This window comes from Vibrio sp. 2033 (assembly GCF_033339735.1).
Genome location: NZ_JAWOVC010000125.1, coordinates 1 through 1,010 on the forward strand (window position 1 = coordinate 1; position 1,010 = coordinate 1,010).

The 1,010-nt window shown below is 47.5% G+C and carries 2 protein-coding genes; both read left to right on the plus strand.

Features of this window, described 5'->3' with window-relative positions; genetic code table 11:
* The coding region (locus R7P74_RS25065) for a thiamine pyrophosphate-dependent enzyme (protein ID WP_318123346.1) at positions 1-571 on the plus strand (571 nt) is incomplete at its 5' end.
* On the plus strand, positions 558-1,010 hold a 453-nt coding region (locus R7P74_RS25070), incomplete at its 3' end, for an alpha/beta fold hydrolase (RefSeq protein ID WP_318123348.1). The genes R7P74_RS25065 and R7P74_RS25070, both read left to right, overlap by 14 nt.

Below are 1,010 nucleotides of genomic sequence, written 5' to 3' on the forward strand. Positions count from 1 at the left end.
GCTTAATGAAATCGCGTTAGCGGCTGACATTGAAGAGCGAACGCAGAACGTCGATGTCTTTCTCGGTAACAGCTTGTTTGTTCGATTGGTCGATATGTTTGGCCGATTAAATACTGAGGTGTTTACCAATCGCGGAGCGTCGGGTATTGATGGTCTATTTGCCACAGCTTCTGGTGTGCAGCGCTCGCGAGGCAAGCCGCTATTGATGTACATCGGTGATACATCGGCGCTTTATGACCTCAACTCGCTCGCGCTGTTTTCTCGTAATGATCTGCCGTCAGTACTTGTGGTCACAAACAATGATGGTGGTGCGATTTTCGATATGTTGCCAGTGCCTCAGGAGCATCGCACTGCGTACTACCAAATGCCCCACGGTTATCAGTTTGAACATGCAGCTAAGCAGTTTGGCTTAAAGTATGAAAAGCCAACTACATTACAAATGTATCAAGCAATGGTTGCCGAGCACCTGGCGAGCGGCCAAGGCACAATGCTGGTGGAAGTTCAAACCCCACCAAGCCAAGCCGCAGAGTTGATAAAGGCATTTAATAAGAGCCTGCATGCTTCACTCTGAGCGTCTCTCTCCAACTGAAAAACACCAAAGTGGTGATCTTCCCACTCTGGTGTTTTTGCATGGTCTTTTAGGAAGTGGTGCTGATTGGCAAGCTTGTTTGGATGAGCTGACTCAGTTTGAACGAGTCGTTATAGACCTTCCTGGTCATGGTCGCAGCCAGTTTACAAAGTGCAACGATCTCGATGATTGCTGCAAACTTCTTAATTCCACACTATCTTTATTATTTCCTCCGCAACAACCACTTATTTTGATTGGCTACTCAATGGGTGGAAGAATCGCAATGCACGGTCTTGCTGGTGAGTGCTTCTCAGATCTCAATATTGTCGGCGCGATTGTGGAAGGGGGAAACTTCGGGCTTCAAACAGAGTCAGAGATACAGTCAAGATTGCACAACGACCAAAAATGGGCACTGCGCTTCGAGAGTGAACCACTTGAACGT